At 38.5% G+C, this 19,161-nt stretch carries 19 protein-coding genes and 1 pseudogene; 16 read left to right on the plus strand and 4 right to left on the minus strand.

Annotated features, from left to right (window positions below):
- Positions 1-55: 55 nt before the first annotated feature.
- From recA to GSM42_RS00780, 13 genes and pseudogenes are all read left to right on the plus strand, one after another.
- On the plus strand, positions 56-1,162 hold the full coding sequence (gene recA, locus GSM42_RS00720) for a recombinase RecA (RefSeq protein WP_160799336.1): 1,107 nt from the start codon (positions 56-58) through the stop codon (positions 1,160-1,162).
- A complete protein-coding gene (locus tag GSM42_RS20445) occupies positions 1,159-1,794 on the plus strand; it encodes a RecX family transcriptional regulator (RefSeq protein WP_160799337.1) in 636 nt (211 codons plus the stop codon). Before recA ends, GSM42_RS20445 begins: the two co-directional genes overlap by 4 nt.
- Positions 1,794-2,783: a metallophosphoesterase family protein gene (locus GSM42_RS00730; RefSeq protein ID WP_160799338.1), complete on the plus strand. Its 990-nt coding sequence runs from the start codon at positions 1,794-1,796 to the stop codon at positions 2,781-2,783. Before GSM42_RS20445 ends, GSM42_RS00730 begins: the two co-directional genes overlap by 1 nt.
- Positions 2,780-4,261 carry an AAA family ATPase gene (locus GSM42_RS00735; RefSeq protein WP_160799339.1) on the plus strand — a complete coding sequence of 494 codons (1,482 nt, stop codon included), beginning with the start codon at positions 2,780-2,782 and terminating at the stop codon, positions 4,259-4,261. Before GSM42_RS00730 ends, GSM42_RS00735 begins: the two co-directional genes overlap by 4 nt.
- On the plus strand, positions 4,236-4,493 hold the full coding sequence (locus GSM42_RS00740; RefSeq protein ID WP_160799340.1) for a hypothetical protein: 258 nt from the start codon (positions 4,236-4,238) through the stop codon (positions 4,491-4,493). Before GSM42_RS00735 ends, GSM42_RS00740 begins: the two co-directional genes overlap by 26 nt.
- Entirely contained in the window at positions 4,480-5,157 is a 678-nt protein-coding gene (locus GSM42_RS00745; protein ID WP_160799341.1) for a DNA repair protein RecN, read from the plus strand. The genes GSM42_RS00740 and GSM42_RS00745 overlap by 14 nt, the downstream gene beginning before the upstream one ends.
- Positions 5,158-5,584: 427 nt before the next feature.
- Positions 5,585-7,078, plus strand: coding sequence for a ribonuclease Y (rny, locus tag GSM42_RS00750; RefSeq protein WP_160799668.1), 1,494 nt, complete (start codon positions 5,585-5,587; stop codon positions 7,076-7,078).
- A gap of 65 nt (positions 7,079-7,143) precedes the next feature.
- The gene (locus GSM42_RS00755; RefSeq protein WP_160799342.1) at positions 7,144-7,941 is read left to right on the plus strand and encodes a TIGR00282 family metallophosphoesterase; all 798 of its coding nucleotides are present in this window, start codon (positions 7,144-7,146) and stop codon (positions 7,939-7,941) included.
- A gap of 113 nt (positions 7,942-8,054) precedes the next feature.
- Positions 8,055-8,315, plus strand: a complete 261-nt coding sequence (locus GSM42_RS00760; RefSeq protein ID WP_022737614.1) for a stage V sporulation protein S — start codon at positions 8,055-8,057, stop codon at positions 8,313-8,315.
- 60 nt (positions 8,316-8,375) lie between these two features.
- On the plus strand, positions 8,376-9,344 hold the full coding sequence (locus GSM42_RS00765) for a dipeptidase (RefSeq protein ID WP_160799343.1): 969 nt from the start codon (positions 8,376-8,378) through the stop codon (positions 9,342-9,344).
- A gap of 159 nt (positions 9,345-9,503) precedes the next feature.
- Complete coding sequence (locus GSM42_RS00770; RefSeq protein ID WP_160799344.1) at positions 9,504-11,264, plus strand: 2-oxoacid:acceptor oxidoreductase subunit alpha; 1,761 nt, start codon at positions 9,504-9,506, stop codon at positions 11,262-11,264.
- The gene (locus GSM42_RS00775; protein ID WP_160799345.1) at positions 11,251-12,117 is read left to right on the plus strand and encodes a 2-oxoacid:ferredoxin oxidoreductase subunit beta; all 867 of its coding nucleotides are present in this window, start codon (positions 11,251-11,253) and stop codon (positions 12,115-12,117) included. Before GSM42_RS00770 ends, GSM42_RS00775 begins: the two co-directional genes overlap by 14 nt.
- Positions 12,118-12,233: 116 nt before the next feature.
- Positions 12,234-12,972 (plus strand): annotated as a pseudogene (locus GSM42_RS00780) (SDR family NAD(P)-dependent oxidoreductase).
- A gap of 8 nt (positions 12,973-12,980) precedes the next feature.
- Here GSM42_RS00780 and GSM42_RS00785 read toward each other — a convergent pair.
- Complete coding sequence (locus GSM42_RS00785) at positions 12,981-13,868, minus strand: GNAT family N-acetyltransferase (RefSeq protein WP_160799346.1); 888 nt, start codon at positions 13,866-13,868, stop codon at positions 12,981-12,983.
- A 166-nt stretch (positions 13,869-14,034) separates the two neighbouring features.
- Positions 14,035-14,301: a hypothetical protein gene (locus tag GSM42_RS00790; protein WP_160799347.1), complete on the minus strand. Its 267-nt coding sequence runs from the start codon at positions 14,299-14,301 to the stop codon at positions 14,035-14,037.
- A gap of 93 nt (positions 14,302-14,394) precedes the next feature.
- Between GSM42_RS00790 and GSM42_RS00795 the strand changes: the two genes are divergently transcribed.
- A complete protein-coding gene (locus GSM42_RS00795; RefSeq protein WP_160799348.1) occupies positions 14,395-15,141 on the plus strand; it encodes an MBL fold metallo-hydrolase in 747 nt (248 codons plus the stop codon).
- Positions 15,142-15,299: 158 nt separating this feature from the next.
- Here the strand turns inward: GSM42_RS00795 and rnz are convergent, their stop codons facing one another.
- Positions 15,300-16,211 (minus strand): ribonuclease Z, encoded by a 912-nt coding sequence (gene rnz / locus GSM42_RS00800; protein ID WP_160799349.1) that lies wholly within the window; start codon positions 16,209-16,211, stop codon positions 15,300-15,302.
- Positions 16,212-16,472: 261 nt separating this feature from the next.
- Here rnz and GSM42_RS00805 point away from each other — a divergent pair, with 261 nt between their 5' ends.
- Positions 16,473-16,646, plus strand: a complete 174-nt coding sequence (locus GSM42_RS00805) for a hypothetical protein (RefSeq protein ID WP_160799350.1) — start codon at positions 16,473-16,475, stop codon at positions 16,644-16,646.
- Between the two features lie 372 nt (positions 16,647-17,018).
- On the opposite strand, the gene GSM42_RS00810 is transcribed toward GSM42_RS00805, so the two are convergent.
- Complete coding sequence (locus tag GSM42_RS00810) at positions 17,019-18,419, minus strand: UbiD family decarboxylase (RefSeq protein ID WP_160799351.1); 1,401 nt, start codon at positions 18,417-18,419, stop codon at positions 17,019-17,021.
- A 158-nt stretch (positions 18,420-18,577) separates the two neighbouring features.
- Here GSM42_RS00810 and GSM42_RS00815 point away from each other — a divergent pair, with 158 nt between their 5' ends.
- Positions 18,578-18,739: a hypothetical protein gene (locus tag GSM42_RS00815; RefSeq protein ID WP_160799352.1), complete on the plus strand. Its 162-nt coding sequence runs from the start codon at positions 18,578-18,580 to the stop codon at positions 18,737-18,739.
- The last annotated feature ends 422 nt before the right edge of the window (positions 18,740-19,161 follow it).

The following is a 19,161-nucleotide window of genomic DNA, read 5'->3' on the forward strand; positions in this document are numbered from 1 at the left end:
AAGTAAGAATAGTGAAATCATTCTAACTTTATACAAAGAGGGAGAGTTTATACATATGTCAGATCGTAAACAAGCACTGGAAATGGCTTTGCGGCAAATCGAAAAGCAATTTGGAAAAGGTTCCATCATGAAGATGGGGGAAGAGACATCCCATCACGTAGAGACGATTTCCAGTGGTGCTCTTGCTCTTGATATTGCTCTTGGAGTGGGAGGATATCCCCGTGGACGGATCATCGAAGTATATGGGCCAGAATCATCTGGTAAAACGACCGTCGCATTGCATGCGATAGCGGAGATTCAAAGAAATGGTGGTCAAGCTGCATTTATTGATGCGGAGCATGCACTTGATCCAGTTTATGCTCAAAAACTAGGAGTAGATATCTCCGATCTTCTTTTATCCCAGCCAGACACTGGAGAACAAGCGTTGGAAATTTCCGAAGCATTGGTTCGTAGTGGTGCAATCGATATTATCGTGATTGACTCAGTTGCGGCATTGGTTCCCAAAGCAGAGATTGAAGGAGAGATGGGAGATTCACACGTAGGTCTCCAAGCTCGTTTGATGTCCCAAGCTTTAAGAAAACTGTCTGGTGCAATTAACAAATCGAAGACGATCGCGATCTTTATCAACCAAATTCGTGAAAAAGTAGGTATCATGTTTGGTAACCCTGAAACCACACCAGGGGGACGTGCTTTGAAGTTCTATTCTAGTGTTCGTCTAGAGGTTCGTCGTGCAGAAGCTATCAAACAAGGGACGGATGTAGTTGGAAATCGTACCAAGATCAAAGTGGTAAAAAACAAGGTTGCTCCTCCGTTTAAAGTTGCTGAAGTAGACATCATGTTTGGAGAAGGTATTTCCAGAGAGGGCAGTGCTTTAGATATTGCAACAGAGTTAGAAGTTGTGAATAAAAGCGGGGCATGGTACTCCTATAACGGGGATCGGATGGGACAAGGTCGTGAAAATGCAAAGCAGTTCCTAAAAGAAAACTTAGAGACCTTTGTGAAAATCGAGAATCAAATTCGTACACATTATGAACTTCCACTTTCCAAAGTGACACAAGCTGAGACAGCTGCTACTGTTGAATCAGATAGCGAGAAGCCTAAAAGAGGACGAAAAGCAAAGGAGAAGGCGGAAGAAGAAACCCCGCTACTTGATCTCAAGTGATAATTTCAGCTATTGTAGGGCAAAAACATAAGCGTTATGAAATCCAAGTGGATGGAGAGTCAGTGCTCTCTGTCCATGAGGATGTTTTAGTAAAGTATGGTTTACATAAAGGTATGGAGATTGAACCTGCTGATCTATCTGAGATTATAGAGGCTCAGGAGCGACATTATGTGGCCCAAGCCTTTTTTCGATATGTAAGTTATCGTCCAAGGACGGTAAAAGAGGCAGAACAGCATTTGTTGCAAAAAGGATTTGAAGCATCATTGATTCGATCTGTTCTTGAGTCTATGAAAAAGCAAGGCTATTTAGATGATCGTCAGTATGCGATAAACTGGATCAAAGAAAGACAAACTGGTAAAAAACTTGGAATTCATAGACTGAAACAAGAATTAATACGCAAGGGAGTCTCATCGGTATATATTGATGAGGCTATTGAAGAGGAGCACATCGAAGAGGAGCGCCAGTTGGTGACGGAGGTCGCCGAGCGGCGCTATTCTCGTATATACCAAGAAGATTGGCAAACAGTGGAGCGACGATTAGGTGCTTATTTATTGCGTCGTGGTTTTCCATCTCATCTGGTTCGACAAGCTCTGCAACAAATACGAAACAAACGAGATCAGGAGGATTCATAATGCGGCTGCTTTACTTTACAGACACGCATATTCGCGGTACATCTCCACGTGGTCGTACAGATGATTTCTTTGACTCCATGAAGCGAAAATTAAATGAGATTATACAGATAGCAATAGAAAATAAGGTTGACTATGTACTCCATGGTGGGGATGTTTTTGATCGACCCAATCTATCACCAGCAGTTGTTCGGGAGTTTGCACAGTTGTTTCGAAAGTTTCCATCTCCTGTATATGCGATTGCGGGCAATCATGATATCTACGGGCATAACCCAGCAACAGTAGATCGAACAATGTTAGGGTTATTAGAAGCATTTGGGGTATTAACATTGATCAAGCAACATGATTTGATAGAATTGAATGATGGAAGGATAAAGCTCCAACTAACTGGACAACCCTTCCATTACGATTTGGATAAACGAGATATCGCTGAGGACTATGCTGTTACTAACCAGACAAAGGCAGATTATTGTATACATATGGTTCATGGAATGTTAGTAGAAAAAGCTTTGCCCGAAGGTGTTCCACATACGATGGTTTCTTCTCTTCTAGAAATGCAAAGTGATGCTGACATTTTGCTTACTGGTCACTATCATGGGGGATTCCCTATACAACACAAAGACAGCAAATATATTATTAACCCAGGGTCCATAGCGAGACTATCAAATCAACAAGCAGAAATAAAACGGATTCCACAAGTAGTCTTGATAGATTTGTCCACAGAAATCCGTATTCAGTTTCAAAAACTGACAAGTGCTGCCCGTGGGGAGGATGTTTTTGATCGATCAATCCAAGAAGAGTCCCTTTATCGGCAAGAGAAATGGGCACAGTTTGCCCAAGAAGTGAGTGCTGCTGGAATATACCAAGGTATTCAAGTAGATGAAATAATAGAAGAGATAGCGAAAATAGATCTGTTAGAACCCTCTGTGAAAGAAGAGGCTCTAAAACGAATTGGCGACGCGCAAGAGATGGAAGGTGAGAAGGAATCATGATACATTTTAAAAAATTGATTATTAAAAACTTCCAATCTCATGTACATACAGAGTTTGATTTTCACCCAGGACTAAATGTTTTTGTAGGACCGTCAGACAGTGGAAAGAGTGCCATTCTTCGCGCATTGCGCTGGGTGCTTTTTAACTCACCGCGTGGAACGGATTACATACGAGTTGGTGCAAACGTTTGCGAAGTAGAACTTCATTTGAATGACGGTACCATCATTAAACGGATTCGCAATCACCATTCTATCAATCGTTATCAATTGGAAAAAGTGGGGGAAGAAGCTCTTGTTTTTGAAGGGTTTGGTTCAGAAGTCCCTTTGGAAATCGCAAATGCACATCAATTCAAGCCATTGCAGCTGGAGCAAAAGGATATTTATTTACAGGTAGGACACCAGTTAGAAGGACCTTTTTTACTATCTGATTCAAGTGGCATGAAAGCGAAAACAATTGGCTTAGTCAGTGGTGCGCATTTAATTGATAGAGCCTTGAAGAAATTAAACAGTGATCGGACGCAATTGACTTCAAAAAATAAGTATCTTCAACAACAAATGCAAAATGTCGAACAAAAGCTATTGCCCTACGAGAATTTAGATGAATTAGAAATTTCCTTAATAAAATCAGAGAAAAAAGCGACTGAAATAAAAGAAAAACAAGCTTTACTGATTCAATTAAGACAACTTGATCATAAATACATAATGAATGTTCAAGAACAACAACAACAATTTGCGATTCTAGAACAATTTCCAAATCTAAAAGAAGCAGAACTAGAATGTACTTCGCTTGAAAATAAACTGTTGTATCTCCGCCAGTACAGGCTATTATCTACACGGTATCAAATTCATACCAAAGAGAAAGAGGAACAACAAGCGGTTTATGATAGAACAGCGAAAATAGGGCAAGCAGAAGAACTTCATGCGATGGCACATGGTAAGCTTCAAAAGATTTATAAATACAAGCAATTACAGATGAACTATAGGAATAATCAACAGGAACAAGCAATCTATCAACATACCATAGATCAAACTAAGTTTTTAGATAGAGGAATGCAAGCCATTTTCCAGTTGGAACAGTCAAAAAAGAGATTGGAATTGTTAACGATAAAACACCAAGAATGGCTAGATACAGCAGTTGGAAAGAAAAAGACAGAACAATTTCTAGCAAACACTCAGAGATTACTTTCCATTATGGAGCAGTATTTGCCAGAAGTAGAATCACGATTACAGCTTCTTACCCGTTTAAAAAAATATCTGCTAGAGTTAACTGATAAACGTGAGCGTATTGCGAAAGGGTATCAGTGGTTAGCAGAAGTAAATGAGAATATGCATCAGTTAATAGTTGAATATGGCGATTTATTAACAGAGCATGGCGAATGTCCCATTTGTGGTTCCGAGATTAATGATCATTTCATTCAAAACTTAGTGCAAGAGTTAGAAGGAGGAAGCAAGTATGCAGCAGCTGGAAGAGAAGATTAAGCAAATGAAAACAAAAATTGAAGAAGCAAAAGATTTACGTAGAAGAGCGGAATTAAAATTGGAAAATCTGGAAAAACAGGAAAGAGATATATTAATGGAGTTGGAGCAACTTGGAGTCAAACCAGAACAGTTAACAGAGGAAATTAGCAGATTGGAACAAGAAGTAAAAGATGGGTTGCAAGAAGTAGAACAATTACTTCCCAAGGAGTTATTAGTAGATGGAGACCATTGAGCGCTTTGAACGCATGGATCAAAAATTAAAACAAGCAAGAGATGAATGGACGAGGCGTCGAACAACAAGAGATTTACTGATCGAAGATTTGAAAGAACTGCAACACAAAGCAAATGAAATGCAACAGCAACAAGAGTTATTTGATAAAGTACGCCTGTTGTTTCAAAAGTCTGGGGAATACGCACGTAAACAGGCGAAGGCTCAACTGGAAACGTTAGTAACAAACGCGCTTCAGTATGTATTCGGTTCTTCATTTCGTTTTGAGATAGATTTATCACCAGCAGAAAAAAATCCGACAGCAGAGTTTTATGTAGTAACAGAGTGGAATGGAGAAATCATCCGCACAAAACCTCAAGATGCCAGAGGTGGAGGGGTTGTAGATATCATTTCGCTCGCGCTCCGGATTGCTTTTTTAGAGACAGTGCGTCCTCGTTTAGAAGGACCTATTTTACTTGACGAACCAGGTAAACACGTGAGTGAAGACTATATATTACCAATGACACAATTTCTACAATCTGTACATGAAACCTTTGAAAGACAGATCTTATTTGTGACACATAATGCACACTTAACGGAGTCTGCTGACCAAGCTTTTTTTGTTCGTCTAAAAGATGGAAAATCAGAGGTTCATCTTAGTCGTCGCCTTGACAATGGGATTTCATAACGAATACAATTGATTTGTATCTTTTTCTTTTATCCTTATTCAAGATACAACCCAACTTGATGCGTTTTTGCTAAATGAACAACAAGGTAAAACAGGTAGACCGATGACTTCGGTCTTGTTTTTAAACCCATTTGTGGGGAAGAAAGTACTTGTGATGTTCAATAACGATGGTAAAACAGCAAGTGATTTCAAAGATAGGAAAAATTTAACTGTTGTTATTGCAGGAAATAGGAATCAATTTTTACCATGTGCATGAAGTGTATATGGAACTTACTAAAGAAAAGCGTATTTCCAAAGAGATCGTGGGAATTATTTCTGATAGTAAGAACCTCCATCGATGATGGAGGTTGCTACAAAAGAATAGGGGAGGTGAACACTACAAGTGCTAGACACAGGACATATCCTGCTGCTGTTCGCCTCGCTAATCATGGGATTTGCTGGATATTGGCTGCGGAAAAGTATAGCTGAATCTCGTATTGGTAGTGCTGAAAAACAAGCTGAGTTGATTTTAGAGAAAGCAAAACAAGATTCAGAGGCGATGAAAAAGGAAAAAATCCTTGAATCTCGAGATGAAGTGTACCAATTGCGGAGCGAAGCAGAACAGGAAATACGTGAACAGCGAAACGAACTCTCTCGGATGGAACGGAGAATCGTTCAAAAAGAAGAGACATTCGATGTGAGACAACAAAATCTGGAGAAACGTGAAAATGAACTAAATGATCGTGAAAATACCATTACGATTCATCTCCAAGAAATAGAAGATTTAAAAATAGCACAAGTGAAAGAAATGGAACGTATTTCCGGCCTAGCTACTGAAGAAGCTCGTCAGATAATTATGAAGCGAGTAGAGGATGAAATGCGTCATGAGACTGCACAGCTAATCAAAGAGATGGAGCAACAAGCGATAGAAGAAGGCGATAAAAAAGCTCGTAATATTTTGTCGCTAGCGATTCAACGCTGTGCTGCTGATCATGTTGCAGAGACCACGGTGTCCGTGGTTACCTTACCAAATGATGAGATGAAAGGTCGCATTATTGGACGAGAGGGTCGAAACATACGCACATTGGAGACACTTACAGGTATAGATCTCATCATTGATGATACTCCAGAAGCTGTTATTTTGTCTGGTTTTGATCCGATTCGAAGAGAAGTTGCTCGAGTAGCATTGGAAAAATTGGTAGCGGATGGTCGAATTCATCCAGCAAGAATTGAAGAAATGGTAGAGAAGGCTCGCCGTGATGTTGATGAGAGAATTCGTGAGTACGGTGAACAAGCTACCTTTGAAACAGGAGTACATGGTCTGCATCCTGATTTGATTAAAATTGTTGGACGACTAAAATTCCGTACAAGCTATGGACAAAACGTATTGAAACACTCCATGGAAGTCTCATATCTCAGTGGGTTACTCGCTGCTGAATTGGGCGAGGATATTCATTTAGCCAAACGAGCAGGCTTACTCCACGATGTCGGGAAAGCAATTGATCATGAAATCGAAGGTTCTCATGTGGAAATTGGTGTAGAGTTAGCGAAAAAATTCCATGAGCATCCTGTTGTGATCAATAGCATTGCATCACATCATGGTGATGTGGAAGCTGAAAGTGTTATCGCAGTACTGGTACGGGCTGCTGATGCATTATCTGCTGCAAGACCAGGCGCTAGACGGGAGACATTAGAAGCCTATATTCGCCGCTTGGAAAAACTAGAAGCCATTTGTGAATCATTTGAAGGTGTAGAGAAATCTTATGCTATTCAAGCTGGTCGAGAATGTCGGATCATTGTTCGTCCAGAAGAAGTGGATGATGCAGAAGCTACTAGATTGGCAAGAGAAATAACCAAACAAATTGAAAATCAACTAGATTACCCGGGACATATTAAAGTAACTGTTATTCGAGAAACTCGATCAGTAGAATATGCAAAATAAAGTGGCCTATGAGCCGCTTTATTTTTTTAACTTGATAAGTGCTAGAAAGAAGGAAAACAAAGACAATGCGAATGCTTATGATAGGAGATATAGTAGGTCAAATCGGTCAGCAAACACTCAAAACCTATCTCTCTGAACTAAAACAAACTTATCTTCCAGATCTTATTGTAGTAAACGGAGAAAATGCAGCAACAAATGGCAGAGGAATAACACAAGATATTTATCGCGAGTTTCGCGAATTAGGAGTCGATTGTGTGACGATGGGCAATCACACATGGGGACAATCGGAAATTTTCGATTTTATTGATAATGAAGATAGATTGATTCGTCCAGCTAACTACCCTGAAGGTACCCCGGGAAAAGGTTACACCACTCTATCTACTTCAAAAGGGAAATTTGTCATCATTAATCTGATGGGGAGGACATATTCTTCTATTGCACTGGATTGTCCGTTCCGAACGGTAGATGGAATACTAAAACGACTTTCAGGAAACCCATTTATTCTCGTTGATATGCATGCGGAAACAACTTCGGAAAAGCAGGCTTTAGCGTGGTATTTAGACGGAAGGGTATCAGCAGTCATTGGAACGCATACACATGTACAGACAGCAGATGAGAGAATCTTACCAAAAGGTACAGGTTATTTAACTGATATAGGAATGGTTGGACCTTATAACAGTGTAATTGGAATGGAGGTAGAAGCAGTAATTCGAAGATTTGTTACCCAGCTTCCAGTTCGGTTTGAAGTATCCAAAGAAGGCTTCGTTTTACAAGGTGTTTTAATGGATTTTGATCCAGCCACAAGAAGAGCAAAAAAGATGAAACGTATTCGAATTGATAATGATACTCCTTGGTTAAATTGAAAGACTTTTCTTTCGGATATTTCATTCCTGTCTACTTTTTTAAGAAGGAATTTTTACACTTTAGTCGAATATGATAGGAGTGGACTTACTCCAACCATCGAGGAGGTACATTCATGGAAGTATTAAAAGTTTCAGCAAAATCGAATCCCAATTCCGTCGCAGGTGCACTTGCAGGTGTTTTGCGTGAGAGAGGTCAAGCCGAAATGCAAGCGATCGGCGCAGGTGCACTAAACCAAGCTGTTAAAGCGGTTGCAATCGCACGAGGATTTGTTGCACCAAGTGGAATTGATCTCATCTGCATCCCTGCCTTTACCGACATTGTCATCGATGGTGAAGAACGCACGGCGATTAAATTAATTGTGGAACCTCGATAATACGTCAAAACCTGTTATGTAATATAGCAGGTTTTTTCTTTATTTTTGGGGGGTGATTGCTTGTACTGGATAGATAGTCACTGTGATGTTCTTTATCAACTATGGAAACGAGAAAGAAATAATCATTTTTTTTCTAATAAATATCAGAATGTGAATTTGTTTCTGATAACTGATTCGCCTTTGGATGTTTCTTATCGTGCTCTAAAACAGAACAATGTGCTGCTTCAAAATTTTGCTATCTTTGTACCAGATAACATTCCCCAAACGGCAAAATTAGACGTTGCATTAAAACAGATAGATTTGTTTTACCAACAAGTAGAACCCTATGTTCCGCTTGTTCGACGCCATATGGAACTTGATGCCGTTTTGGATGGACATTTACTATCGATACTCACACTAGAAGGAGGAGAGGCAATAGGGAAAGATATATCATTGTTACGGACGTTTTATCGATTGGGTGTAAGACAGGTTGGTTTAACATGGAATGGAGTAAATGCATTAGCTGATGGATGTAAAGAAAAGAGAAACGGTGGACTTACGGAATTTGGTAGAAAATGTGTAAAAGAGATGATTAGACTTGGCATGATTATAGATGTTTCGCATCTTTCTGAACAAGGATTTTGGGATGTTGTAAGTATCCCTCAAGTAAAAGTCATAGCATCTCATTCTAATTGTAAAAAACACTGTATGCATCCACGCAATTTAACAGATGAGCAAATACAAGCAATCATATCTTTAAATGGGCTAATAGGTGTTACCTATGTACCACAATTTGTTTTTCAACCATACCAAGAGGCTCGTATGGAGCATTTACTTCATCATTTAAATCACATCCAATATTTGGGTGGAGAAGATCATATTGCTTTTGGCTCTGATTTTGATGGGATGGAGAATAAATTGGAAGGATTGAGTAATGCTTTTGATATTTCAAATTTCTACGAACTATTAAGGTATCACTATCCAGAAAAAATCGTCCATAAATGGACATACGAGAATGCCTATCATTTTTATAAAAATTCACTAAGATAAGATTGCTTATTGCAATTTCTATCACACAGGAATAGAATTAGAAAAGGCAATAGATAGTTTTGTACTTTACTATAATAAAAATGAATAGGTTTTTTTGTAAGCATCTGGTCAAGCTCACCAGATGATTGTTTGGCGTGAAGTATTAAAGGAGATGAGTTCATGATTAACCAGCTTTCCTGGAAAGTAGGCGGACAGCAGGGAGAGGGGATTGATAGTGCTGGGGAAACACTAGCTACAGTACTCAATCGCCAAGGCTACTTTCTTTTTGGGTATCGTCATTTTTCTTCCCGTATTAAAGGAGGCCACTCCAATACGAAGATCCGTATTAGCACTGCACCGACCAGTTCTATTTCAGACGATTTAGACATACTCGTAGCATTTGACCAAGAAACAATCGATTTAAACGCTTATGAACTAATTGACGGTGGTGTTATTTTAGCTGACGCAAAATTTAATCCTACTGTTCCAGAAGGCATCAAGGCACATTTGATCGCAGTGCCACTAACAAAGATTGCTGAAGAAGTTGGTATGGCTCAAATGAAAAACATGGTAGCTGTTGGTGCATCTGTAGCGCTACTAGGTATTTCCGTTGAATCATTCCGTGAAGTTTTAACAGATCGATTTGCGAAAAAAGGGCAGCAAGTGATTGATAAGAATATGGATGCAATCACAAGAGGTATTGAGTTTGTTAAAACAGAAATCTCCAATCTTTCCATTCAAGATTTCACTTTAGCACCTTCAGATGGAAAGAAACGTTTATATATGATTGGTAATGATGCTATCGCTTTTGGAGCAGTTGCAGGTGGAGCACGCCTTATGGCAGCTTATCCGATCACACCATCATCTGAAATCATGGAATACTTGATTCGTCGTTTGCCTGAATTCGGTGGAACAGTAGTTCAGACAGAAGATGAAATTGCAGCTATTACCATGACGATCGGAGCAAACTATGGTGGGGTTCGCACCTTGACTGCATCCGCTGGTCCTGGTCTTTCCCTTATGACAGAAGCAATTGGTCTTGCTGGTATGACGGAACAACCTTGTGTAATTATTGATACACAACGCGGTGGTCCAAGTACAGGTCTTCCAACAAAACAAGAACAAAGTGATATTCTTGCTATGCTTTATAGTACACACGGCGAGATTCCTAAAATTGTAATCGCACCTAGCTCCGTAGAAGAATGTTTCTATGATACCATCGAAGCATTTAACTTGGCAGAAGAATACCAATGCCCGGTTATCATTGTAACAGACTTGGCATTGTCACTTGGGAAACAAACCGTAGAGCCATTGGATTACAGCAAAATTGAGATTCGACGTGGTAAGCTAGTCACAGATGAAGAAGAGTTACCTGAGTTAGAAAACTCAGAGTTGTTCCCGCGTTATGGATTTAGTGAAGACGGCATATCTCGCCGTGTTCTTCCAGGGAAAAAGCATGGACTTCATCATGTAACTGGCGTAGAACACAATGAAACAGGTCGTCCATTTGAGGGTGCAGTTAACCGGAAAAAGATGATGGATAAGCGTTTATCTAAACTAAATAATCTTTCTTTCCCAAATCCAATTCATGCTGATACTCGCCATGAAGATGCAGATATCCTGATTGTTGGGGTTAACTCTACTTATGGGACAATCCAAGAGGCAATGAGTCGCTTAGAAGCAGATGGATTAAAGGTGAACCATGCTCATGTACGTCAATTAATGCCTTTTCCGACCAATCTTTTGAAAGAACAGATGGAAAAAGCGAAAAAAGTGATTGTCGTAGAAAACAATGCAACCGGACAATTAACCTCGCTCATTAAAATGAACGTAGGTATGGCTGAAAAATTGGTTCACGTTGGAAAATACGACGGTAACCCATTTTTGCCTATGGAAATTTACAAAGAGTGTAAGGAGCTGTTGGTTCATGGCAACGTTTAAAGAATTCCGCAACAAAGTGAAACCTAACTGGTGTCCTGGTTGTGGTGACTTCACGGTTCTAGCCTCGATGCAACGTGCGTTTGCAAACTTGGGAAAAGAACCTGAAGAAGTTGCTATTGTCTCCGGTATCGGTTGTTCAGGTCGTATAGCAGGCTATGTGAATTCCTATGGTTTCCATGGTGTGCATGGTCGTTCTCTTCCGATTGCACAAGGTTTAAAGCTTGCCAATCGTGATTTAACTGTGGTTGCATCTGGTGGAGATGGCGATGGTTTTGCAATCGGTATGGGGCATACTGTACACGCAATCCGCCGTAATGTTGATATTACTTACATTGTTATGGATAATCAGATCTACGGACTTACTAAAGGTCAAACTTCTCCACGTTCGGAGATGGGTTTTAAGACCAAAAGTACACCAAATGGCTCTATTGAAGCTGCTATCTCTCCAATGGAGATGGCACTGACTGTAGGTGCGGGTTTTGTAGCTCAGACTGTTTCCAGTGACTTAAAAGGTATGACAGCAATTATTGAAGCGGGGATTAAACACAAAGGTTTTTCCTTAATCAATGTATACAGCCCATGTGTTACTTACAACAAAATCAACACATATGATTGGTTTAAACAAAATCTAACTAGCTTAGATGAAATAGAAGGCTATGATCCATCTAATCGTGGTCAAGCAATGCAAACCTTAATGGAACATAGTGGACTTGTTACTGGTATTATTTATCAAAATACAGAAAGACCTTCCTATGAAGAACTAATTAAAGGTTACAAAGAAGAACCGCTTGTAAAACAAGATATCAATCTTACAGAAGAGCAATTTGACCGTTTGATTAGTGAATTTGCATAAATGTCTACGGGGAGCTGGGATTATTCTCAGCTCTCTTTTTTGTTTGTCGCATAAGGTTGCTTCCTACGGGTCATAGTAGGAGATGATACTAGTTGAAAAATGAGGTGTTTGAGAGGATGAAAATTGAAGGAAAAGTAGTGATTGTAACTGGTGGAGCAAGTGGGATCGGAGAAGCAACCATTCGAAAATTTGCAGAAAAAAAGCCAGAGTAGTCATTGCTGACTTTTCTGATAAAGGTGCAGAACTGGAAAAAGAACTCATATCAAATGGAATAGAAGCATTGTTCATCAAAACAGATGTAACAAGTGAAGAAGACGTTAAAAATATGATTGCAAAGACAGTTGAGAAATATGGACAAGTAGATATCGTATTTGCTAACGCAGGGATAGCGAATGATGGTCCTATTCATGAGCTGAGTTCGGATAAATGGAGCAGGACGATCGATATTAATCTAACAGGTGTATACTTTACGGACAAATATGCTATCGAACAAATGCTACAACAGGAAACAAAAGGTACGATTGTAAACTGCGGATCGATTCATAGTCATGTTGGAAAGGCAGTGTTACAAGTTATGCGGCAGCGAAAGGCGGGGTGAAACTTTTGACTCAGACTTTAGGAATTGATTATGCGAAAGATGGAATTCGAGTCAACGCGATTTGTCCTGGCTATATTGATACACCTTTGTTATCCGAACTAGATGAGCAGGTGAAGCAGCACCTTGTCAGTCTTCACCCTATGGGGAGATTAGGGAAAGCCGAAGAAGTTGCTGCATCTGTATTGTTTCTAGTTAGTGAGGAAGCTTCTTTTATCACAGGTACTACTTTATTAGATGGTGGTTATACTGCTCAGTAACATCTGAACTATTTCCCGGTCAAGTTTTGTTGCATCCAAACTTGGCCTGTTTGTTTGGAAAACCCCCATTCTTGGAAAATTGATTTGAGATGTATATTGATAAGTAAATTATAAGTAGAGCAGAAATAATTTTTATCTTTATTGTTAGGAGAATGAAATACCTGAGCGAGTAACAGTTTTGTGATATCTTTCTTATTCGTTATTTCTGTAACTTCACAATGAAGAAGAACAGTTTGAACTTTATCTCCATCATCATCAAAGATGTCACGATAGAGTGCATACGCAATTGGATTTTTACATCGATCTAACACGATAACAGCTCGGCTATCATCAGTGAAATTTGTAATTTGATTTTGCCATGGTGTCCATTTATTCCATATTGTCAGTTTGCGTATGGTTTTGTTATTGGTGTGAATAAATTTACAATCGGTTTTCGATGTTGGAGAGAGGTCTGATATATTTTTTGCTGTATAAAAATATAGATTATCGGTGATAGAGTAACCGAATTTCTCATAAAGTCTGATCGCAGGTATATTCAGTTCAATTGCTTCAAGAGTTGCGATATCCACTTGTTCTTCTTTGTATAGGTTCAAGCATTCCTGAATGAGAGCTCTGCCAACACCTTTTCCACGAAATTCTTTTTTTACTCCAGTTCCTCCATTCCATGCTACTTTTTTGCCGTCTATTTTACGAAATCCATTCAGTATAAATCCAGCTGGTTTTCCATCATAGTATGCTAAACAGGAATGTTGTGGGGAAATATCTCCTTTTGCGAAATGTACGTTCAATTGTTTCTCATCAAAGTGAAGAGGAACAAAGTACCCTTCAAATGCTTCATTCCAAATATCTGTCATTTCCCTCCAAGTACAATCGCGTAAACTACGAAAAATAATCATAAAATAGCTCCCTTATATAATGTAATCCTTATATCCGACAAACTTGGATAAAAGAAAAAATTCGTGGAAGAATAAATTAAAACACAAGGATAAAACATAGACTAGTTTGTATTGTAAACTTTATATTGTCTGGGACTAGGAATTTCCTAGACCCGTGAAACTGAGTTTAATTTCTCTTCATTTGAATCTGGATCGATTCATTTCCACAAGGGAGGTTATATGTCTTTGTTTCCCCTGTCCCCAGCACTGCGTGACGTTTGTCATTAATAAAGACTTGGTTTCCTCGAACCTTTACTTCAGCTAGAGATCGCCAATTGTGAGGGTTCAGCAATCCAATTCGATTACGAGCAGGTTCTGCATTGACAAACTCATCATCCAAATCGATCGTAAAAGTAATTCCATTAACGATTGCAGTTGTTTTGGAATCAGACACTACCTTCTCCTAACTAATCAGTTGCTCTTACAACATATATGGTAAATAATTATGAATGAAAAGTAAATAAAAAACACATAAAAGAGGATGAATATGCAAATTACAGTTTTAGGATGTCATTCTCCTTTTCCTGCTCAGGATGGGGCAACCCCAGGTTATTTGGTAACTACAAAGTCAGAGAAGAAAGTATTGATCGATTGTGGAAGTGGTGTACTCGCACAGCTAATTAAATATATTCCACCATATAAATTGGATATGGTTGTTTTATCTCATTTGCATCATGACCACATTGCTGATTTTTTTGTGCTGCAATACGCAATCATGTTTGCAATCAAACAAGGTTTGCGAACAAAGCCACTTGAAGTTTATGCACCATCTGAGCCACATGACTGGGCAAAAAAATTATCCTACCACGATTATATCCGTGTTCATGAACTAAATGAAAAGACATCGATTTCAATTGATGAGTATACCAAAATCCGTACTTATCGTACGAAGCACAGTATCCCTTGCTTTGCGTTAGAATTCAATGATTTCAAACACACCATCTTGTATGGTGCAGATAGTGGATATCAGACAGCCTGGGATGAGATGAAAATGAATCCAGATATCTTTTTATGTGAAGCAACCTATTTACAAGCGGATATGCCACTGGAATCAATGGATCATCTCACTACTCTTCAGGCTGGGGAAATAGCAAATCAACTACATGCAAAACAGCTAGTAGTAACACATCTGTATCCTTTTTATGATAGAAATCAATTGCTCACGGAAGTTATGAGTATTTACAAAGGTGAGTGTAGTTTAGCTCAAACGGGTTTGCAGCTTCGGTTATCGTGAGCAAACATACAGAGCACAGAATAACTGTAAACAAGCATCTTTCAGATCAAACGAATGAAATATACCAGAATGAGATAGAAGTAAATAAAATCGTCTGAACGAGAAATAGCGATAGCTTTTAAAAACAGAGCTATCGCTATTTCGTATAAGGAAGGATTTTAGCATTCATAAGATTGGTGTTCATTCGCTAGATAGGAATTTGGAAAACAGCTTTGGACTTCTGTGAGCATATCTTCTTCCATTACATCATGATAGCGCGGACTAATATGATTGATGATAAGTCGTTTTGCATTTGCTTCTTTTGCAATAGTTGCAGCTTGTATAGTTGTTGAATGATGGTACTGCGCAGCTTTATCCACATATTCATGAAAATGTGTAGCTTCATGAACAAGCACATCCGCATTTTTTGCGAGCAATAAACTATTCTTACAAGGGAGTGTATCACCTAAAATAGTTATTATTTTTCCTGGAGTAGGCGGCTCAATAAATTCTTTTCCATTTATCTGCCTTCCATCCTGTAATGTAACAATTTCACCACGTTTAAATTTTTGAAAGATAGGTCCAGGTTTAACTCCTTCAGCTAAAAGCTTTTTTATATTTAGTTTTCCTGGTTTTTCATCTTCTTCGATTCGATAACCAAAGCATGCAATTCGATGCTCTAATTTCTTTATATGAATCGTAAAGTGCTTCTCTTCTATCTTCGTTCCATCTTCAATTTCATGAATTTCCAATGGATGACTAAGATAAGTTTCGCTTATTCGAAGTGTAGTTTCTAAAAACTCTCTGATTCCTTTTGGTCCATAGAGAGTGAGAGGAGAATCGGTTTGAAATGATCGTGTGCTTAACAATCCAGGAAGACCATAGATGTGATCACCATGTAAGTGGGTAATGAAAATTCGGTTAATCCGACTAAGTTTAATAGGTGATTTCATTACTTGATGTTGTGTTGATTCTCCACAATCAAATAACCAAATATCACCGTTGTATTCGGGTAAAAGGAGTGCGAGCGAGGATACATTTCGAAAATTGGTTGGAACTCCCGCACTTGTTCCTAGAAAATAAAGTTTCATTCATTAGTCTCTTTTCTTTTTTTATTCTTTCTACTTCTTTTCTATTGGTATTGTAACAAAAGCCTCTTTCCTTTTTCCAATTGAAAAAGACAAATAATTGATTGGTCATTGATCGATGAATTATTCTTCTAGATAACAATATTCATATTTTTCAATAAGCAGCATGTAATAACTAGAATAGTAAGCCACCAGAGATAGTCTGCTGGAAATGACTAAAGCCGCTGGTTGTCTTTTGCAGAAAGGACCTTTCCTTGGGGAGGAATGAAAAGTGATACACAGCATGTAGAACCTGAATACATGCAACTTTATCCAGAGGCAGATCCACAATTGCAAAAGCAACTGACTAATTTTCTAAATAAATTCACCAAACAATGTGTACAAGCAAAACTGAAAAATAATCCTAATCTTGTTACACTTGTTTCAGGAGATATTTGACGATATGTGTAAAAAACATCATTTTTTGATGACAATGACAAGTTAATCGAAACAGGAATTGATTTTAAAAATTCGAAACCTGAGTTCTATTCATCATTCCTGCTTCATGATTATGTCCTTGTTTTTAAGTTAAGTGATTATATCAAATACGATACGGACAGAGAAACAGAGACTTTGGATGGCAGGTTGCGACTTGTTTATGACAAAACTAAAAAAAGTTGGTCCATAGAAAATGGGTCAACTGATTTGCTTGATCATGGGGAAGATGAAAATAATCCATCATCAAGTTTGAATAATTGATGCGATGGACTGAGTATGAAAAGATTGCCTGCTATGTCAAAGATAAAGAAATAAACGGAAAATATTTTCCGTTTATTTTATTTCATATTTACTTATATCTACTTGTTGCAGCTGGATTCGTTGGAATTTTCGGGGGCGGGGAAAAGGAGCAGTCGCATCGATTCCTATTTTTGTTACGGTTCCTTCAAGGGTCATCGGATTTAACTCATGACCAATAGCATCTGGAATAACAATGGTGTCTTTTACAGGATCATGACGGGTAGCGATTGCCCATTCGACATCGATGGGATCATAAATATTCACATCTTCATCGACAATGGTCACACGTCTAAGAGATGGAAAAGCAGCAAATGTAGCTAAAATTGCATTTTTTTGTACGCCTTCGATATGCTTTTTTATCTGTACAACAGCATGATAAAAACCACATCCTCCGTAGGTTAAAAATACAGCTTGAACACTTGGAACCAATTGAGAAACATTTCGAAAGATACTAGCTTCTGCCATAAGACCAACAGCATTATATACTTCTCTACCTGGAATGATTGTATGGAAAATAGGATTACTACGTCTAGTAACTGCTTTCACATGTACAACCCATCGGTTATCTTTTTTCGCATAATAATCGGTTACTTCAGCAGCTGGTCCCTCTGATTCTCGCACTTCTGGCAAGATTTCTCCTTCGATAATATACTGAGCATCAGCAATCCCTTCTACTTCCACTGATTGGGAGCGAAGCAGAGGGAGAGGTTCACCTAACAGGGTGCTGGCAACACCAAGTTCATCTTCATCCATTTGTGCAGCATTGCTTGGTGTCACGGCGGCAATATGAACTGCGGGATTTACTCCGTTATTAATGGTTATTTCCAAAGGCTTCCCCATTTTTTCCGATCGTTCATAGTAGTCCCGCAAATGTCTGCCCATATCTAATTGCATGGTGAGACGATTTGATCCAGAGACCATAAATCGATGAATGGATGTGTTTCTAACTCCTGTTTCTGGATCTTTTGCAATAACAACACATGATGTAAGGTACGGTCCGCCCTCATCTAATCCCTGGGTAGGAATAGGAATTTGTTGTAGCATGTCTACTTCTGATGAGACGCTAATGACTTCATTTGCTGGTCCAGAATCTTGTACAACAGGTGGGACAGGATTATTTCGCCAATTTTGGATAGCATCTGCCATGAGAAAAGGCAATTTTTCTGTTTCTACTTGAAAAATGCGGGATAAAAGCTCTCGATTCCAATATAAACCTGTAAATATAGGGGCTTCATGCGATAGGATATGTTTAAATAGTAACGCGTTTCCGCCCTCTAATTTTTTTGCTAATCCAGCCACTTCATGCTTACGATTTACGGGAGTAGTAATCGTTGTAAGTAATCCTTCTGCCTCTAAAAATGACAGAATTCCTTGTAAATTCTTTAATCCTCGAGCGGATAGCTGGTAAGTGTGGGGCTGTTTTTGTAGTGTCATATAATCCCTCTTTATTTGATTTTGGTAGTAGGAAAATAACATTTCATTCTTTTAAAAAGGCAAGTATTACAAGAATGGGAGAATTGACTCAAGGGAATATAAAAATGATGTAACGACATGGTAATTACTAGAGTGCATCTACTACTATGGATGATTAGGTGAAGAATGCTGATATTGAAGGCATGCTTATTATTGAAGACATGCTTATTCTTGATTTATCTGTTTTGGATAATATGCCAAAGGACGAATTGATTAATTTAATAAAGAGCATGGATAACAGCACTCCATTAAAAATCATCCAAAAGATGAACTCAAATTGATGATTGTAAGCTTAGACTTTCTAAAGTCGTCCAAGGGAGACGTTGAGAGCATTTTTGTATGGAAGCATATGGTTTCATCATCCAATATATCGTCGCTTAGAATCAACACTAAAAGCTCTCATAAGTTGAAGAACTAAATTAATAATACAATAAATAGGAGGATAAGAAATAAAAAAACAATAATATTCATTAGAAATGTATGATCGTTACTTATTAGTAGAAAAATTTGGACCCATTAGTTTAAGAGTGGTTTGGAAAATCAATAGATGGATTTCTCGATTCTTACTCGTCGGAAGATGCGCTAAAAAAAGCAAAGTGCTGTTGGATGATAAAAAGATCTCTCATGAATCTATTATTAAATGGGATATGGTGGGATGACAGAAATTATAGAATTAGAAGAATTAATAATGTCATTTATTTCA

The sequence above is a fragment of the Shimazuella alba genome, assembly GCF_009831235.1.
GTDB lineage: Bacteria > Bacillota > Bacilli > Thermoactinomycetales > Thermoactinomycetaceae > Shimazuella > Shimazuella alba.

Excerpts from the sequence above, each read along its gene's own strand:
- recA (WP_160799336.1), top strand. The coding sequence starts at position 56 with ATGTCAGATCGTAAACAAGCACTGGAAATGGCTTTGCGGCAAATCGAA.
- GSM42_RS00730 (WP_160799338.1), top strand. The coding sequence starts at position 1,794 with ATGCGGCTGCTTTACTTTACAGACACGCATATTCGCGGTACATCTCCA.
- GSM42_RS00735 (WP_160799339.1), top strand. The coding sequence starts at position 2,780 with ATGATACATTTTAAAAAATTGATTATTAAAAACTTCCAATCTCATGTA.
- GSM42_RS00740 (WP_160799340.1), top strand. The coding sequence starts at position 4,236 with ATGCAGCAGCTGGAAGAGAAGATTAAGCAAATGAAAACAAAAATTGAA.
- GSM42_RS00745 (WP_160799341.1), top strand. The coding sequence starts at position 4,480 with ATGGAGACCATTGAGCGCTTTGAACGCATGGATCAAAAATTAAAACAA.
- rny (WP_160799668.1), top strand. The coding sequence starts at position 5,585 with ATGGGATTTGCTGGATATTGGCTGCGGAAAAGTATAGCTGAATCTCGT.
- GSM42_RS00755 (WP_160799342.1), top strand. The coding sequence starts at position 7,144 with ATGCGAATGCTTATGATAGGAGATATAGTAGGTCAAATCGGTCAGCAA.
- GSM42_RS00760 (WP_022737614.1), top strand. The coding sequence starts at position 8,055 with ATGGAAGTATTAAAAGTTTCAGCAAAATCGAATCCCAATTCCGTCGCA.
- GSM42_RS00770 (WP_160799344.1), top strand. The coding sequence starts at position 9,504 with ATGATTAACCAGCTTTCCTGGAAAGTAGGCGGACAGCAGGGAGAGGGG.
- GSM42_RS00775 (WP_160799345.1), top strand. The coding sequence starts at position 11,251 with ATGGCAACGTTTAAAGAATTCCGCAACAAAGTGAAACCTAACTGGTGT.
- GSM42_RS00785 (WP_160799346.1), bottom strand. The coding sequence starts at position 13,868 with ATGATTATTTTTCGTAGTTTACGCGATTGTACTTGGAGGGAAATGACA.
- GSM42_RS00795 (WP_160799348.1), top strand. The coding sequence starts at position 14,395 with ATGCAAATTACAGTTTTAGGATGTCATTCTCCTTTTCCTGCTCAGGAT.
- rnz (WP_160799349.1), bottom strand. The coding sequence starts at position 16,211 with ATGAAACTTTATTTTCTAGGAACAAGTGCGGGAGTTCCAACCAATTTT.
- GSM42_RS00805 (WP_160799350.1), top strand. The coding sequence starts at position 16,473 with ATGAAAAGTGATACACAGCATGTAGAACCTGAATACATGCAACTTTAT.
- GSM42_RS00810 (WP_160799351.1), bottom strand. The coding sequence starts at position 18,419 with ATGACACTACAAAAACAGCCCCACACTTACCAGCTATCCGCTCGAGGA.